The 16,427-nt window shown below is 56.2% G+C and carries 15 protein-coding genes; 14 read left to right on the top strand and 1 reads right to left on the bottom strand.

Features of this window, described 5'->3' with window-relative positions:
- Positions 1-236 precede the first annotated feature (236 nt).
- The 4 genes from gltB (at position 237) to M3P88_RS09890 (ending at position 7,153) form a co-directional block, all read left to right on the top strand.
- The gene (gene gltB / locus M3P88_RS09905; RefSeq protein WP_249615885.1) at positions 237-4,685 is read left to right on the top strand and encodes a glutamate synthase large subunit; all 4,449 of its coding nucleotides are present in this window, start codon (positions 237-239) and stop codon (positions 4,683-4,685) included.
- Between the two features lie 28 nt (positions 4,686-4,713).
- Positions 4,714-5,094, top strand: a complete 381-nt coding sequence (locus M3P88_RS09900) for a four helix bundle protein (RefSeq protein WP_249615884.1) — start codon at positions 4,714-4,716, stop codon at positions 5,092-5,094.
- Positions 5,095-5,197: 103 nt separating this feature from the next.
- Complete coding sequence (locus M3P88_RS09895) at positions 5,198-6,616, top strand: glutamate synthase small subunit GltD family protein (protein WP_249615883.1); 1,419 nt, start codon at positions 5,198-5,200, stop codon at positions 6,614-6,616.
- Between the two features lie 171 nt (positions 6,617-6,787).
- Positions 6,788-7,153: a ComEA family DNA-binding protein gene (locus M3P88_RS09890; protein ID WP_249615882.1), complete on the top strand. Its 366-nt coding sequence runs from the start codon at positions 6,788-6,790 to the stop codon at positions 7,151-7,153.
- Between the two features lie 240 nt (positions 7,154-7,393).
- Here M3P88_RS09890 and M3P88_RS09885 read toward each other — a convergent pair whose 3' ends face one another.
- On the bottom strand, positions 7,394-9,274 hold the full coding sequence (locus tag M3P88_RS09885; protein WP_249615881.1) for a polysaccharide biosynthesis protein: 1,881 nt from the start codon (positions 9,272-9,274) through the stop codon (positions 7,394-7,396).
- Between the two features lie 135 nt (positions 9,275-9,409).
- Here M3P88_RS09885 and M3P88_RS09880 point away from each other — a divergent pair, with 135 nt between their 5' ends.
- The 10 genes from M3P88_RS09880 (at position 9,410) to M3P88_RS09835 (ending at position 16,384) form a co-directional block, all read left to right on the top strand.
- The gene (locus tag M3P88_RS09880) at positions 9,410-9,721 is read left to right on the top strand and encodes an MraY family glycosyltransferase (RefSeq protein ID WP_249615880.1); all 312 of its coding nucleotides are present in this window, start codon (positions 9,410-9,412) and stop codon (positions 9,719-9,721) included.
- On the top strand, positions 9,712-10,332 hold the full coding sequence (locus M3P88_RS09875; RefSeq protein ID WP_249615879.1) for a glycosyl transferase family 4: 621 nt from the start codon (positions 9,712-9,714) through the stop codon (positions 10,330-10,332). Before M3P88_RS09880 ends, M3P88_RS09875 begins: the two co-directional genes overlap by 10 nt.
- Before the next feature lie 43 nt (positions 10,333-10,375).
- Complete coding sequence (locus M3P88_RS09870; RefSeq protein ID WP_249615878.1) at positions 10,376-11,305, top strand: glycosyltransferase family 2 protein; 930 nt, start codon at positions 10,376-10,378, stop codon at positions 11,303-11,305.
- A gap of 16 nt (positions 11,306-11,321) precedes the next feature.
- Positions 11,322-12,380 (top strand): dTDP-glucose 4,6-dehydratase, encoded by a 1,059-nt coding sequence (gene rfbB, locus M3P88_RS09865; RefSeq protein WP_249615877.1) that lies wholly within the window; start codon positions 11,322-11,324, stop codon positions 12,378-12,380.
- Between the two features lie 76 nt (positions 12,381-12,456).
- The gene (rfbD, locus tag M3P88_RS09860; RefSeq protein WP_249615876.1) at positions 12,457-13,374 is read left to right on the top strand and encodes a dTDP-4-dehydrorhamnose reductase; all 918 of its coding nucleotides are present in this window, start codon (positions 12,457-12,459) and stop codon (positions 13,372-13,374) included.
- Between the two features lie 23 nt (positions 13,375-13,397).
- Positions 13,398-14,294: a glucose-1-phosphate thymidylyltransferase RfbA gene (gene rfbA / locus M3P88_RS09855; protein ID WP_249615875.1), complete on the top strand. Its 897-nt coding sequence runs from the start codon at positions 13,398-13,400 to the stop codon at positions 14,292-14,294.
- Positions 14,291-14,839: a dTDP-4-dehydrorhamnose 3,5-epimerase gene (gene rfbC / locus M3P88_RS09850; RefSeq protein ID WP_249615874.1), complete on the top strand. Its 549-nt coding sequence runs from the start codon at positions 14,291-14,293 to the stop codon at positions 14,837-14,839. Before rfbA ends, rfbC begins: the two co-directional genes overlap by 4 nt.
- 17 nt (positions 14,840-14,856) lie before the next feature.
- On the top strand, positions 14,857-15,252 hold the full coding sequence (locus tag M3P88_RS09845) for a sugar 3,4-ketoisomerase (protein ID WP_249615873.1): 396 nt from the start codon (positions 14,857-14,859) through the stop codon (positions 15,250-15,252).
- Complete coding sequence (locus tag M3P88_RS09840; protein WP_249615872.1) at positions 15,249-15,986, top strand: N-acetyltransferase; 738 nt, start codon at positions 15,249-15,251, stop codon at positions 15,984-15,986. The genes M3P88_RS09845 and M3P88_RS09840 overlap by 4 nt, the downstream gene beginning before the upstream one ends.
- Positions 15,983-16,384, top strand: coding sequence for a MaoC family dehydratase (locus M3P88_RS09835; protein WP_502798954.1), 402 nt, complete (start codon positions 15,983-15,985; stop codon positions 16,382-16,384). The genes M3P88_RS09840 and M3P88_RS09835 overlap by 4 nt, the downstream gene beginning before the upstream one ends.
- Positions 16,385-16,427 lie beyond the last annotated feature (43 nt).

Genomic DNA, 16,427 nt, shown 5'->3' with positions numbered 1-16,427 from the left:
TATGCTGTTGGTTGGTATTTTCAATATTGTTTATGCTCTTATTTTGGTCGCTAAATTTAAATTTAACGTCACAAAACTGAAAATAAAGCAGGGGTTTTCCCGTATTAAAAACCATGAATTTTCAGGTAAGTGCTTGATAGTAATGAATTATCGCGTCGCACAAATTCGGGTTGCGATTCTGCCTCACTTGACCTTAGAATCGAATCATTCGTTTTACATTATCAGCAGGCAACAATATGGATAGACAGCGCTGGTTGGAAGGTACTTTGTACCGCCCGGATTTCGAACAGGATAGTTGCGGTTTCGGTCTGATCGCCCAGATGGACGATAAACCCAGCCACTGGCTGGTCAAAACGGCCATTTCCTCGCTCGCCAAACTGACTCATCGCGGCGCCGTTGCCGCCGATGGCAAATCGGGTGACGGTTGCGGCTTGCTGTTCCGTAAGCCGGACGGTTTTTTACGTCAGGTCGCGCAAGCTGCCGGCATCACGCTCAAGCCAGTGTACGCTGCCGGTCTGGTATTTCACCACCCTGACGCGACACTTGGCCAGAAAAGCCTGCGCCGGCTGAAGGAGCATCTGGAAGAGCAAGGTCTGGAAGTCGCCGGTTTTCGCGAGGTGCCGACCGATGACAGCGCTTGCGGCGAAGCCGCACTCGCCAGCCTGCCGGCCATCGTGCAGGTGTTTGTCAATTGCCCGTTCGGCATGGACGAGCCGACTTTCCAGCGCCGCCTGTATATGGCACGCCGTCTGGCCGAGAAGGCCAACAAGGCTGACGATCCTTATTTCTATCTGCCTACCCTGTCGCCGCATACCTTGTCGTACAAGGGTCTGGTGACACCGGACAATCTGTCCCGTTTCTTCCTCGACTTGCAGGATGAGCGTTTCGAATCCAGCCTCTCGGTCTTCCACCAGCGCTTCTCGACCAATACCTGGCCGCAGTGGAAGCTGGCCCAGCCCTTCCGTTTCCTCGCCCACAACGGCGAGATCAATACCGTATCGGGCAACCGCCATTGGGCGCGTGCGCGCGAGCAGATCATGGCATCCGAACATCTGGACATGGATGCGGTACGCCCCATCGTGCAGACCGACGGCTCCGACTCCATGAGTCTGGACAATATGCTCGAAGGCCTGCTGATGGGCGGCATTCCGCTGTTCCGCGCCTTGCGCCTGTTGGTGCCGCCGGCCTGGCAGAATGTGGACTCCACCGACAAGGATCTGCGCGCTTTTTACGAATTCAACTCCATGCATATGGAGCCATGGGATGGCCCGGCCGGCATTGTGCTGACCGACGGCCGCTACGCCGCCTGTATGCTGGATCGTAACGGCTTGCGTCCGGCGCGCTGGGTGCTGACTAAAGATAATGTGCTGACCATCGCCTCGGAAGTCGGGGTGTGGGATTACCGTCCCGAGGATGTGGCGAAGAAGGGCCGCGTCAAGCCGGGGCAGTTGTTTGCTGCCGATCTGTGCACCGGCGAGCTGTTGCTGCCGGAAGAAATCGATGCCCAGCTTAAGAGCGCCAAGCCTTACCGCCAGTGGATCAAGGATTCGGCGCAGTATCTGGAGCTGTCGATAGAAGACGACTCCAGCCTCGAGGCGATGAGTGCGGACCAGCTCCTGACCTATCAGAAGCAGTTCAACCTCAGCTTTGAAGAGCGCGACCAGATTCTGCGCGTACTGGCCGAAGACGGTCAGGAGGCGGTGGGCTCCATGGGCGACGACACGCCGATGGCGGTGCTGTCGCAAAAAGTGCGTTCGCCGTTCGATTATCTGCGTCAGCAGTTTGCCCAGGTGACCAACCCGCCTATCGACCCGATACGCGAAGCGGTGGTGATGTCGCTGAACTCGGTGTTCGGCCCCGAGCGCAATATGTTCGAGGAAAGTGCCGAGCACGCCAAGCGGCTGGAAGTCCGCAGCCCGGTGCTCAGCCACGAAAAATTCGTGCGCGTGACGACGCGCCCCGAGGCGCATCTCAAATCGACCCGCTTTGATCTGTGCTACGACCCGACTGAATCCGGCCTGCAAGGCGCGCTGGAAAAGCTGTGCCAGCATGTGCTGGCGGCCGTGCGCGAAGGCACGGTAGTGGTGGTGTTGTCCGACCGCAATCTGAGCGCGACCCGCCTGCCTATCCATGCCCTGTTCGCGACCGGTGCCGTACATCACGCGCTGATCGACGCCGGCCTGCGTTGCAAGACCAATATCGTGCTTGAGACCGGTACTGTGCGGGATGCGCACCAGATGGCCTGCCTGATCGGCTATGGCGCGACCGCGGTTTATCCTTACCTGGCCTATCAGAGCATTATCGGTCTGGTGAATGCCGGGGATGTGAAGTGCAAGATCAACGAAGCGCTGCAGCACTACCGCAAGGGCATCAATAAGGGCTTGCTCAAGGTACTGTCCAAGATGGGGGTGTCGACCATCGCCAGCTATCGCGGCGGCCAGTTGTTCGAGGCAATCGGTATCCACGAAGAAGTGGTGGAGCTGTGCCTCAAGGGCACGGTGTCGCGCCTGTCGGGTGCTGGTTTTGACGAGTTTGAAGAGGACCAGAAAAAGCTGGCGCGCTTCGCCTTCAACCCGATGCGCCCGATCAGTCATGGCGGCCTGCTCAAGTATGTGCATGGCGAGGAATATCACGCCTACAACCCGGACGTGGTGACGCAGCTGCAAAAAGCCGTGCAGAACGACGACTACGATGCCTACCAGACCTATGCCCATCTGGTGAACAGCCGTCCGGTCGCCATGTTCCGCGACCTGATGGAGCTCAAGCTGGCTGCGACGCCGATTCCGCTGGATGAGGTCGAACCGATCGAGGCCATCCTCAAGCGTTTCGATTCGGCCGGTATGTCGCTGGGCGCCTTAAGCCCCGAGGCACACGAGGCGCTGGCCATCGCGATGAACCGTCTGGGCGGGCGTTCCAACTCGGGCGAGGGCGGCGAAGACGCGGCGCGCTACGGCACCGAGAAAATGTCCAAGATCAAGCAGGTGGCTTCCGGTCGTTTCGGCGTCACCCCGCATTATCTGGTCAATGCCGAAGTGCTGCAGATCAAGGTTGCGCAAGGCGCCAAGCCGGGCGAGGGCGGCCAGCTGCCGGGCGACAAGGTGTCCGGCCTGATCGCGCGCCTGCGCCACGCCAAGGAAGGTGTGAGCCTGATTTCACCGCCACCGCACCATGATATTTATTCGATCGAAGACTTGGCCCAGCTGATTTTTGACTTGAAACAGGTCAACCCGACGGCGCTGGTGTCGGTCAAGTTGGTGGCTGAGCCGGGCGTGGGCACCATTGCCGCCGGCGTGGCCAAGGCCTATGCCGACCTGATCACCATCTCCGGTTACGATGGTGGCACGGGCGCTTCCCCCCTGACCTCGGTGAAATATGCCGGCACCCCGTGGGAGCTGGGCCTGACCGAGGCGCAGCAAGTGCTGCGCGCCAACGGCCTGCGCGGCCGGGTGCGGGTACAGACCGATGGCGGCCTCAAGACCGGCCTCGATGTAGTCAAGGCCGCGATCATGGGCGCGGAAAGCTTTGGCTTTGGCACTGGCCCGATGGTGGCGCTGGGTTGCAAATACCTGCGCATCTGCCATCTGAACAACTGTGCGACCGGCGTGGCCACGCAGGAAATCAAGCTGCGCTCCAAGTACTTTATCGGCCTGCCGGAAATGGTGATGAACTACTTCCTGTTCATCGCGCGCGAAACCCGCGAGTGGATGGCCAAGCTGGGCGTGCGCACCATGGAAGAGCTGATCGGCCGCATGGAGTTGTTGGAGCTGCAATCCGGTAGCGGCGATAAACAGCACAAGCTGGATCTATCGCCTTTGCTCAGCCAGGGCACTGTGCCAGACAGCGAACCGCGCTTCTGTCTGGAGGCTTCCAACCCTTCGTTTGATAAGGGCGAGCTGGCCGAGGCCATCCTGAATGATGCGCGCAGCGCCATCCACAATACGCAGATGTTGCAGCTCGAGTATCCGATCGAAAACATCCACCGCTCCATCGGTGCGCGCCTGTCGGGTGAAATTGCCCGCGTACACGGCGCTGCCGGCCTGCCGTTTGGCTGCCTCAAGGTCAAGTTCAACGGCTCGGCCGGACAAAGCTTCGGCGTATGGAATGCGCCAGGCCTGCATCTGGAGCTGGAAGGCGACGCCAACGACTATGTCGGCAAGGGCATGGCCGGTGGCCGCGTGACCATCTATCCACCCAAGAATGCAAGTTATCGCGCCAGCGAGTCCATCATCGTGGGCAACACCTGCTTGTATGGTGCAACCGGCGGCCAGCTGTTCGCGGCTGGCGTGGCCGGCGAGCGCTTCGGGGTGAGGAACTCGGGCGCACTGGCGGTGATCGAGGGCGCAGGTGACCATTGCTGCGAATACATGACCGGCGGCACGGTGATCGTACTGGGTGAAACCGGCTACAACTTCGGTGCCGGCATGACTGGCGGCTTTGCCTTCGTCTACGACAAGAACGAACGCTTCCCTTATCGCTACAACAACGAGCTGATCGACATCAATCTGATCAACGGCGAAGCGATGGGCATGTACCGCGCCTATCTGTTGGAGAAGATTGCCAAGCATGTCGAACTGACCGGTTCGGAAACCGGCCGCGCCATGCTGGAAAACTTCGACGACTATGTCGATTACTTCTGGCTGGTGAAGCCCAAGGCGGCGAAGTTGGAATCGCTGTTGAAGGATTAAGGCGGGAGTGGGGAGTAGGGAGTAGGGCGTGGAGAAGCCGCACAAGCAGTTGGATGTCTGGCAACAGGGTATGGTACTGGTTGAAATGGTCTACCCGTTGACGAGTACTTTCCCGGTTGACGAGCGTTTCGGTCTGAGTGGCCAGATGCGCCGGGCGGCGGTGTCTATTCCCTCGAATATTGCCGAGGGTGCTGCCCGAGCGACAACGCGGGATTATCTGCACTTTCTGGTGATAGCCCGCGGCTCTTTGAGCGAGCTGGATACTCAGTTGGAGCTATCCGTACGCTTGAACTTTCTACTGCCCGAGCACCCTGTTTTTTCCTTGCTTGCCAGTTGCGGGCGCTTATTGTCAGCGTTGATCAACCGGCTGCGATACAAATTGAAAAACGACCAGTCAGGGCCGGCTTAAAGGCTAGGCTGTGGAAAAATTCGGTGAGTGAGCGGTGTAGGGATGGGACGATTTGACTCTCCTCTTCCTACTCCCCACTCCTTGCTGCACGAGGGAACACAAAATGCCCAACGACGTATTCCAGTTTATGAAGCTCTCCCGCAACCCCGGCGACAAGGTCGAGGCCGCGGTGCGTAAAATCGAGTTCAAGGAAATCTATACCCCGCTGCACCCGGTGGATGCGGTAGACCAGGCCGGGCGTTGCCTGTCCTGCGGCAACCCGTATTGCGAGTGGGAGTGCCCGGTGCACAACTACATCCCGAACTGGCTCAAGCTGGTGAAGGAAGGACGTTTATTCGAAGCGGCCGAAATGTCGCACCAGACCAACTCCCTGCCCGAAATTTGTGGTCGCGTCTGCCCGCAAGACCGATTGTGCGAAGGCGCGTGTACGCTGGAGCAGGGTAATTTCGGTGCGGTCACCATCGGCAGTATCGAGAAATACATCACCGACGAAGCCTATAAGGCCGGCTGGCGTCCGGATATGTCCAAGGTGGTGTGGACCGATAAAAAGGTCGCAGTGATCGGCGCCGGCCCGGCCGGCCTTGCTTGCGCCGATGTGCTGGTGCGTAACGGCGTGCGGCCGGTGGTGTTTGACCGCTACGAAGAAATCGGCGGCCTGCTGACTTTCGGCATTCCCGAGTTCAAGCTGGAAAAGAGCGTGGTGGCGCGCCGGCGCGAAATCATGGAAGGCATGGGCGTCGAATTCCGCCTGAACACCGAGATCGGTCGCGACATCAGCATGGATACGCTGCTGGCCGATTACGACGCGGTATTCATGGGTATGGGCGCCTACAAGTATATGAAGGGCGGCTTTGAGGGTGAAAGCCTGTCCGGCGTGATGGAGGCGCTGCCGTTCCTGATTAACAATGTGCGCCAGAGCATGGGCACACTGGGACCGGACGAAGCCGCCGTCACCATGGCCGGCAAGCGCGTGGTGGTGCTGGGCGGTGGCGACACCGCCATGGATTGCAACCGCACCGCCATCCGCCAGGGCGCAAAGCGCGTGATTTGCGCCTATCGCCGCGACGAGGCGAATATGCCGGGCTCCAAACGGGAAGTGGGCAACGCGCGCGAAGAGGGCGTCGAGTTTCAGTGGAATCGCCAGCCGCTGGCCATTGCCAAGGCCGAAGATGGCAGCTTGCTGCTGACGCTGGCCGAAACGCGCCTGGGTGCGCCGGACGCCAAGGGCCGGCGCAATGCCGAAGTGGTGGCCGGCAGCGAAGAAACCATCGCTTGCGATCATGTCATCATCGCTTTCGGCTTTCAGGCAGAAGCGGCCCCCTGGTTCGATAGCGCAAACATTCTCAGCGACGAGCGTGGCCGCACCATCGCCCCTGAACACGCCGCCTTCAAGCACCAGACCAGCAACCCCAAGGTCTTTGCCGGTGGCGATATGGTGCGCGGTGCCGATCTGGTCGTGCGCGCGGTATTCGAAGGCCGCCAGGCCGCGGAAGGCATGCTGGGATACCTGAAAGTCTGGTAAGCCGCCATCGCGGCTGAAGTGACTGCTCGCGGCTGAAGCCGCTCCTACAGGCTAGACCGGTGTAGGAGCGGCTTCAGCCGCGATATTTTTTGCCTCCTGAAATTCTGTACGAATAATCCTATAGTGCTTTGGCAGCCATTCGGGCTGCTTGATCATGAAGGAGTCGGTGCAATGAAGAAACTGTTTGCCGGGTTGCTCGGCGCCCTGTTGCTGTCCTCTACCGCGCTGGCAGCGGTCAATCTTAATAGTGCAAGCCAGGCCGAACTGGAAGCGCTTAATGGTATTGGCCCGGCTAAAGCCAAGGCGATCATCGATTTCCGTACCAAGAACGGCCCGTTCAAAACGGTGGAAGATCTGAATAATGTGCCGGGCATCGGCGATAAAACCATGGACATGTTGCGCAAAGACTTAAGCGTCGGCCCGGGCAAACCCGCGATGCCAGCGGCCAAAACCACCTCTCCGGCTAAACCTGCCATGCCTGGCAGTAAACCGCCAGCGCCGGCACCGGCTGATGCGGCGGCCAAGCCTAAATACTGAGCAGACGCAAAAATCCCCGGAACGTGCCGGGGATTTTTTGTGGGGAGGGGGGCAGCATCAAGCCCTCACCCCGACCTTCTCCCGGCAAGCGGGCGAGGGAGGCATCGTGGCAACGTCGCCGGCTATGGCAGGAGTCGGAAAACCCATCAGCCGCAGACCCTGCGCCAAAGCCGCCAGCATGCCTTCTCCCGGGGGGAGAAGGTGGCGCGCAAGCGCCGGATGAGGGGGGGGCGTCTGCCGCTAGCCTTGCTGCGCGACCCAGTCTACGGTCTTGGGGGCAGCATTGAATTCCGCCACCACCTGCTGCATCAGGCTAAATGCCGTTTCGGCATCCAGCTCGTCGCAGGCCCGCTTGAGTTTGCTCATATGGGCTTGCAGCTCGGCCTCGGGCAGCAGGTGTTCCTCTGCGCGCAGAATGCGCGGGTGATGGGTCGGCAGGGTGTTGTCGCCGATCAACAGCTCCTCGTACAGCTTTTCGCCGGGTCTGAGGCCGGTGCAGCGGATTTCGATATCGCCGTGCGGGTGCGCCTCGTCTTTAAGCTCCAGCCCCGACAGATGCACCATGCGCCGCGCCAGATCAATGATCTTGACCGGCTCGCCCATATCCAGCACAAACACATCACCGCCTTCGCCCATGGCGCCGGCCTGGATCACCAGCTGGGCGGCTTCGGGGATGGTCATAAAGTAACGGGTAATATCGGGGTGGGTGAGGGTGATCGGCCCGCCGCCGGCTATCTGGCGTTTGAACAGTGGCACCACCGAGCCCGAGCTGCCCAGTACATTACCGAAGCGCACCATCACAAAGCGCGTGCGGCTGCCGGCATGGCTCTTGGCCTGCAGCGTCAGCTCGGCCAGACGCTTGGTCGCGCCCATAACATTGGTCGGGCGTACCGCCTTGTCGGTCGAGATCAAGACAAAAGTATCAACCCCGGCTGCCTCGGCCGCCTGCGCGCAGGTCTGGGTGCCGAAGGCATTGTTGAGGATGCCGGCCACCGGGTTGTGTTCGACCATGGGCACATGCTTGTAAGCGGCAGCGTGATAGACCGTGTTGACCTTAAAGCACGTCATCACCGACAGCAGGCGCTCATAGTCGGTGACCGAGCCCAACAGCGGAGTAACGATCAGGGCCGGCGCGGCCTGGCTCAGCTCCTGATGGATGGCATACAGCGCAAACTCGGACTGTTCGAACAGCAGCAACTGGCGCGGTGCCAGCATTAGAATCTGGCGGCACAGCTCGGAGCCGATCGAGCCGCCGGCGCCGGTCACCAGCACCACCTTGCCGCTGATATTGGCGGCCAGCAATTCGGCGCGCGGCGGCACCGGCTCGCGCCCGAGCAGGTCTTCCACCTCGACTTCACGCAATGCATCCACCCGAACTTCACCGCTAACCAGCTCGGCCATGCCGGGCAGTTGCTTGATCGGTACGCGATAGCGCTCCAGTTGCTGCAGGATTTCACGCTGGCGGGCGCGGCTGACCGAAGGCATGGCCAGCAAAATGGCTTTGGGGGAAAGCTCTTGCACCAAAAGCGCCAGCTCGGCCGGTGCATGCACGGCCAGACCGCGGAAGGTGTGGCGCCATAGTTGCGGCTGGTCGTCGATAAAGGCCATCGGGCGGTATTCGCGTCCGGCTTGCAGCGCCAGCATCAGCTGGATGCCGGCATGGCCGGCACCATAGATGATCACTGGCTCGCGTGGTGCATCCACCGCATCGATGCGCCGCACCAGCCCGCGCAGCAAGAAGCGGCTGGCACCGATATACGCCATGGCAAACACCCAGAAGATGATGATGGAGGTGCGCGGAAACGGCGTAATGCCGGCCATCACAATCACCGCCATCAGCACCAGCACCGTCAGCGACACGCCGCTGAAGATGGTGAGCACGATCTTGTCGTCCACATATTTGAGTGCGGCGCGATACAAGCCCAGCTTGATAAAAATGGGCACCACCCACAATGGCGCCACCATAAACAGCCACCAAAACGGCGTGAGTTTAGGGTCCCAGCTACCGCCCAGGCGCAGCAGCACCGCCGAGACCAGCGCCAGCGGCAGCAATAGCGCATCCAGCAACATCAATAGCGCCATCTTGTGATGGCGGGAGAACGACAACAGCGATTCGAACATGAAATAAACCGGCAGAGGCAGAAAAGCAGCAGTGATTTTAACCCGCGGCTTCAATAAAGGGGGCGCAGCGGGTAGAATTCGCCGCAGCGTTTTATGCGCCCTTTTTGGAAGGCTTTGAATTTTGGAAGATTTGTCATGCTACTGACCGTTTTGTTTTGCGCCTTACTTGCTTCGCTCGCGGTCGGCATTGTGCTGATCCGTACCCAACACCTGCACGCCCGCCTCACCATGGATCATGATCTGGGCGGGGTGCAAAAATTCCACGCCACCCCCACGCCGCGTATTGGGGGTGTGCCTATGCTGGCCGGCCTGCTGGCAGGCGGCATCGTGATGCTGTGGGCGCAACCGTCTGAAAACCACCTGTTTTGGGGGGTATTGCTCGCCGGTGCGCCGGTGTTTATCGCCGGGCTGGTGGAAGACCTGACCAAAAAGGTTAGGTGCTGGTAGCCGGTGCCATCGTCTCGCTGGCGGTGGGCGATATGCCTTTGCTGGCGCTAAGCCTGGCCATGGTCGGCAGCATGTTGGGCTTTTTAGTATGGAATTTTCCGCGCGGTTTGATTTTCGCGGGGGATGCGGGGGCTTATCTAGCGGGCTTTATTTTGGCTGAGCTGGCGGTGTTGCTGGTAGCACGCCACCTTGGCGTGGTGTCGCCATGGTTTCCGCTGCTATTGCTGATTTACCCGGTATTTGAAACGCTGTTTTCTATCTGGCGGCGTAAATGGCGGAAGAGCGCTGCCGGCTTGCCGGATAGCCTGCATTTTCATCAGATGGTGTACAAAAGGCTGGTGCGCTGGATGGTGGGCAGTAAAGAAGCGAAGCACCTCACGCGCAGAAATAGTCAGACTGCGCCTTATTTATGGGGGGGTGCGCTGTGTTCAATCATGCCCGCCTTGCTGTTCTGGAGGGTTCAATGGGCACTGCAGCTTTGTACCATATTGTTTGTGATCGCTTATGTGTGGGCATATCGTAGATTAGTTAGGTTCAGGGTGCCTAAAAAATTGGTCTTATTGAGTAGCGATCCTGGCTACCAATCGGATAGTTCAAGAGATATTTTGTAAGGCAAGGTATTAAATTTTTTTCATATAGAAAAGATGCTTCGTAATGAATAAAGAGCGTATGGGTCATGTCGCCATTTTAATGGGGGCATATAACGGTGAACGATACCTAACGGCTCAATTACAGTCATTTTTAGCACAGTCCTATGAAAACTGGTCATTACATGTTTCAGATGATGGTTCTTCGGATGGGACGCAACTACTGTTGCAAGATTTCCAAAATGAAAATGACCGGCCCGTGAAAGTAGTTGATGGCCCGCAGCGAGGGTTTTGCCATAATTTTCTTTCGCTGCTGTGCTCTGCTGAAATAGAGGCGGATTATTTTTGTTTTTCGGACCAGGACGATGTCTGGCATGCGGATAAGCTCAGTCGTGCCTTGAGCTGGTTGCGCACTCAGCCTGCGAACGTACCGGCTTTGTATTGTAGCCGGACGCATCTGGTGGATGATGGCGGCAATTCGCTTGGATTTTCACCGCTTTTCACCCGCGCGCCTTCCTTTTCGAATGCCCTGGTGCAGAGTATTGGCGGGGGAAACACCATGGTGATGAATCGCGCCGCCAGAGAGGTTTGCCAGCAGGCAGGGTGTGTCGATGTGGTCAGCCACGACTGGTGGGTGTATATCGCGACGGCAGCGGTAGGCGGGCGCGTTTATTATGATGCGCAACCGAGCCTGGATTACCGCCAGCATGGCAACAATATTGTCGGTTCGAATATGAGCTGGCAAGCCCGCTTGGAGCGAGTAAAGATGCTGAAACGCGGACGCTTCAAACAATGGGGTGCACAACATTTGCGGGCACTGCAATCCATCGTGCCGTTGATGCCAGAGCGCAATCAGGCTGTACTTACAGAATTTGAGCGTGTACATCACGGAAATTTATTAAGCAGGTTAGCTGCCTTCCGTGATGGTAATTTTTACCGACAGACCAGGCTTGGAAATGCCGGCTTGCTGGCTGCGGCGCTATTCAACAAAATTTAGACATTGGATTTTTGAAATGACTATTCTCGTCACCGGCGGTGCCGGTTTTATCGGCGCTAATTTTGTACTCGACTGGCTCGCACAATGTGAAGAGCCGGTGGTTAATCTTGATGCCCTCACCTACGCTGGCAACCTCGATACGCTCAAATCGCTGGATGGCGATTTGAGCCACATTTTCGTTCGCGGCGACATCGGTGACCGCGAACTGGTCGGCAAACTATTGGCCGAACATCAGCCGCGTGCGGTGATCAACTTTGCCGCTGAGAGCCATGTCGATCGCTCCATCCACGGCCCGGGCGACTTTATCCAGACCAATATCGTCGGCACCTTCAATCTGCTGGAATCGGTGCGCGGCTACTGGAACGAGCTGCCGACGACACAGAAGCAAGCCTTCCGCTTTTTGCACGTTTCCACCGACGAGGTGTACGGCACACTAGCCCTCGACGATGCGCCGTTTAGTGAAACCCACCGCGTCGAGCCCAATAGTCCGTACTCGGCATCCAAAGCCGCCTCCGACCATCTGGTGCGCGCCTGGCACCACACTTACGGCTTGCCGGTGCTGACCACCAACTGCAGCAATAACTACGGACCTTACCACTTCCCCGAGAAGCTGATTCCGCTGGTCATCCTCAATGCGCTCGCCGGCAAACCGCTGCCCATCTACGGCGACGGACAGCAGATACGCGACTGGCTGTATGTCAAAGACCACTGCAGCGCCATCCGCCGCGTGCTCGAAGCCGGCCGTTTGGGCGAAACCTATAACGTCGGCGGCTGGAACGAAAAGCCCAATCTTGAAGTGGTTCACACCCTCTGCGCACTGCTCGACGAGCTTTCTCCGCGTGCCGACGGTACGAGTTACAGCACACAGATGACCTACGTTGCTGATCGCCCTGGGCACGATCGCCGCTACGCGATTGATGCCCGCAAGCTTGAGCGCGAGTTGGGCTGGAAGCCCGCCGAGACCTTTGAAACCGGCATTCGCAAGACGGTGCAGTGGTATTTGGCCAACTCTGGCTGGGTGGGTAATGTCACCAGCGGTGCGTATCGCACATGGGTGCAAAAGCAGTACGGTTGAACGGATATTTTGGGTATTTCTTATCAACCAAACCGACTAGAGCCAGGTTGTTAAGCAATTGGCCATGAGAATTTAAATGAACAAGATATTAATTACCGGCACCAATGGGCAGCTAGGTTTTGAGTTGCGGCGGGCTTTGGCTCCGCTGGGCAGAGTGTGTGCGTATACGCGTGAGACGCTGGACTTGGCTGACCCTGCAGCAATAGAGCGTGTGCTCGATCAGGTGCAGCCGAGGATCATTGTCAACCCGGCGGCTTACACCGCGGTAGACAAGGCGGAAGGGGATGCCGCTGCCGCGATGGCGGTGAACGCAGCAGCCCCCGGCGTATTGGCCAAGTGGGCTGCTGCGCATGATGCCTTGCTCATTCATTACTCAACAGATTACGTCTTCAGTGGCGAGGGTGACCTCCCTTGGCTGGAAGATGATGTGCCTGCGCCGAAGTCGGTGTACGGGCAAAGCAAGTGGCTAGGCGAGCAGGCCGTCCGCGAGGCAACCGGCCACCACTTAATCTTGCGTACCGGTTGGGTGTTCGGTGTGCATGGTGCGAACTTCCTCAAGACCATGTTGCGCCTCGCGCATGAGCGTGATCAGTTGAATGTGGTGGCCGACCAGATCGGCGCGCCAACCAGCGCCGCGCTGATCGCAGATGTGACTGCGCAGATTATTTCAAGTTATGACCGCCCGACCGAGAAGTTTAAATACGGCACTTACCATCTGACCGCGCAAGGCGAAACCAGCTGGCATGCTTACGCCCAGCGTGTGGTGCGTCGGGCCATTGCGCAAGGCTATCCGCTCAAATTGACGCCGGAAGCTATCAAGCCGATTACCAGTAACGACTACCCGTTGCCGGCCGCTAGGCCTGCCTATTCCAGGCTGGATTGCAGCAAGCTGATGCGTAACTTCGGCTTGTCCTTGCCGCGTTGGCAAGATGGGGTTGACCTCGTGGTCGACCAACTCTACAGCGCCCAGCAATCCGCTTTAGCAACTTGTTAATCACAGATAAACGGACCCATCCGATGCAGAACACAGCACAACGCAAAGGTATCATCTTGGCTGGCGGTTCCGGCACCCGCCTGTATCCAGCCACGCGTGCCGTCAGCAAGCAACTGCTGCCGATCTACGATAAGCCGATGATCTACTACCCGCTGAGCACGCTGATGCTCGCCGGCATCCGCGAGATCCTGATTATCTCCACCCCGCAGGACACGCCACGCTTCGAGCAACTGCTAGGCGACGGTAGTCAGTGGGGGCTTTCGCTTAGTTACGCGGTACAGCCGAGCCCGGATGGTCTGGCGCAGGCTTTTTTGATTGGAGAAGATTTTCTGGCGGGTGCGCCTTCCGCCTTGGTGCTGGGCGACAATATCTTCTATGGCCACGACTTTCACCAACTGCTTGCCAACGCCATGGCGCGGGGCGAAGGCGCCAGCGTTTTTGCCTATCACGTACACGATCCGGAGCGCTACGGCGTGGCCGAGTTTGACGAGCAAGGCAAGGTTTTGTCGCTGGAGGAAAAGCCGCTGCAGCCAAAATCCAGTTATGCGGTCACCGGCCTGTATTTCTACGACCAGCACGTGGTTGAACTGGCCAAGTCTTTGCAGCCATCGCCACGCGGTGAGCTGGAGATTACCGACCTGAATCGTCTCTACCTCGAGCAGGGCCGCCTGAATGTAGAAATCATGGGTCGCGGCTACGCCTGGCTGGATACCGGTACCCATGAGTCGTTGCTGGAGGCGAGCCAGTTTATTGCCACGCTGGAAAACCGGCAGGGGCTTAAGGTGGCCTGCCCGGAGGAAATCGCGTATCGCAAAGGCTGGATCGACGCGACTCAACTTGAAGCGCTGGCACAGCCTTTGGCCAAAAATGGCTACGGTCAGTATTTGCTACGCATCCTGGAAGAGAAGGTGGCAGGATGAAAGTGACTTCTCTGGCAATTGCCGACGTCAAGCTGATCGAGCCTCGGGTGTTTGGCGACGAGCGTGGCTTCTTCTTCGAAAGCTTCAACCATGCCCAGTTCGAGCAGGCTATCGGTCGGCCAGTCTCTTTCGTACAGGATAATCACAGCCATAGCGTCAAAAATGTGCTGCGTGGCCTGCATTATCAGTCATTGCCATACTCCCAAGGAAAGCTTGTTCGCTGTGTTGTCGGTGCTGTCTTCGATGTGGCTGTAGATATCCGACAGGAGTCACCTACATTTGGCCGATGGGTCAGCGCCGTCTTATCTGCAGATAATAAAAGACAGTTATGGATTCCTGAGGGTTTTGCACATGGATTTCTAACTTTGAGTGATTCGGCAGAATTGCTTTACAAGGCAACAAGCTATTACATGCCACAAAGTGAAAGCTGTATTAATTGGAGTGATGTAAATTTGGCAATTGATTGGCCATTAGAAAATAAACCAATAGTCTCTGCAAGAGATAAACAAGGGCATGACTTTTCTTGGTTTGGTAGTGGTCTCTAATAAATAAGGTGATTTGTATGGATATAAAGTTAATTCAGCTTCAGAAGCATGGAGATGCACGCGGATCCCTTGTCTCTTTAGAAGATCAAAAAAATGTACCATTTACAATACGAAGGGTCTATTACCTATTTGGAACTCAGCCTAATGTCCGTCGTGGACTGCATGCACATAAGAACCTTAGGCAGTTGGTAATTGTGGTTAGGGGATCATGTCGTTTTCTTTTGGATGATGGCAATGAGCACATTGAGATTTTTTTAGATAATCCGGCACAAGGACTCTTGATTGAGTCCATGATGTGGCGAGAGATGTATGACTTTTCTGAAGATTGTGTGCTGATGGTCTTGGCAGATGCGCATTATGATGAGTCTGACTATATTAGATCCCATGAGCAATTTATGGAGAGTAAGAGATGAAAATACATGGGACGGCAATTGTTTCAGAAAAAGCTAAAATTGGGAGAGGGGTGGAAATTGGCCCATACACGATCATTCATGATAACGTAAAAATAGGTGACAATACCGTTATTGGGTCTCACTGCGAAATTGGAATACCAAACCATCTTTCAGATGGTGAAGAGTTATCTATAGGGAAAGATTCATTAATTAGATCACATAGTATTTTTTATGAAGGTTCAACGTTTGCTGATGGCCTTGCAACAGGTCATAGAGTAACAGTGAGAGAGAAAACAATAGCAGGAAAGAATCTACAGATAGGTACGTTAAGCGATATACAAGGGCATTGTATAATTGGTGACTTTGTAAGGTTTCATAGTAATGTGCATATTGGTCAGAAAAGTAAAATTGGCGATTTTGTCTGGATTTTTCCTTATGTTGTTTTAACAAATGACCCGCACCCACCAAGCAATACACTGCTAGGTGTTACCATAGGAAATTATTCAGTAGTCGCAACAATGAGCGTAATCTTACCAGGGGCAACAATTGGAGAAAACGTTCTTGTTGGTGCTCACTCTAGCATAAAAGGCAATGCTGAATCCGGTTGTGTATATGTTGGATCACCAGCCAAAAAAATATGCCTTGCTTCTAAGATAAAACTACAAGATGGCTCTAATGAGCCTGCGTACCCTTGGGTAAAACATTTTCACCGTGGATATCCTGAGGAAGTAACAAATGAATGGAGATGCATGTGAATATTGAAGATATAAAAGTAGGAATGAGTGCGTCATACTCTCAAACTATAACAGATTCCGATGTGAAATCATTCGCGGGGTTGTCTGGTGATAATAATCCCGTGCATATGAGTGATACGCATGCGGAAAATTCAAGATTTAAAAAAAGAATAGCTCATGGGCTGTTGAGTGCTGGGTTTTTTTCTGCTCTATTTGGAACAAAAATACCTGGGTATGGGTGCGTATATGTTTCTCAAAATCTTAAATTTAAAAGGCCTGTTTATATTAATGATACAGTAACAGCTATAGTTGTAGTGACAAGAATAGATATGGTTAAGAGACGTGTTTTTTTTGAAACAACATGTGAGGTAAATGGGAAGATTGTAATAGATGGGAATGCTGAGATCTATTGCCCGTAGAGTAATGCATTGATGCCAGTGCATTTTTTTAAAAATTTAAGTA

This window comes from Craterilacuibacter sp. RT1T (genome assembly GCF_023502145.1).
In the GTDB taxonomy this organism is placed as follows: Bacteria; Pseudomonadota; Gammaproteobacteria; order Burkholderiales; family Chromobacteriaceae; genus Craterilacuibacter.
Note: the sequence above shows the minus strand (reverse complement) of the source record. Positions and strands in the feature narration are given on the sequence as shown.